1 pseudogene is annotated in these 272 nt (G+C 62.5%); it reads left to right on the top strand.

Annotated elements, in window-relative coordinates:
* Positions 1-77: 77 nt before the first annotated feature.
* Positions 78-272: pseudogene (locus tag AUR65_RS20410) on the top strand (hypothetical protein); the annotation flags it as partial.

Raw genomic sequence — 272 nt, 5'->3', positions numbered from 1 at the left:
CCGTTCGTCGTGACGTTCTACGCCGGTCGCCGACTCCTCCGCATGTTTGGACCGACAGATAGCGACTACCGAAACCAATGATTCCAACCGATTCACCGATTGATAGACGTACCGTCCTCCGAACCGTTGGCGGGGCCGCCCTCGCCAGCGTTGCCGGCTGCCTCGATGGTAGCCGTAACTCGGGCACAACGACGCCCGACCAGACATCGGCGACGACCGAGCGTGCTGGTCCCCTCTCACGCATCGCTGTTGAGGGGCAAGCCATCGTTGTG

The organism is Haloferax marisrubri, assembly GCF_001469875.2.
In the GTDB taxonomy this organism is placed as follows: Archaea; Halobacteriota; Halobacteria; order Halobacteriales; family Haloferacaceae; genus Haloferax; species Haloferax marisrubri.
The sequence above is the reverse complement of the archived record's forward strand: the minus strand, read 5'-3'. Positions and strand labels throughout refer to the sequence as shown.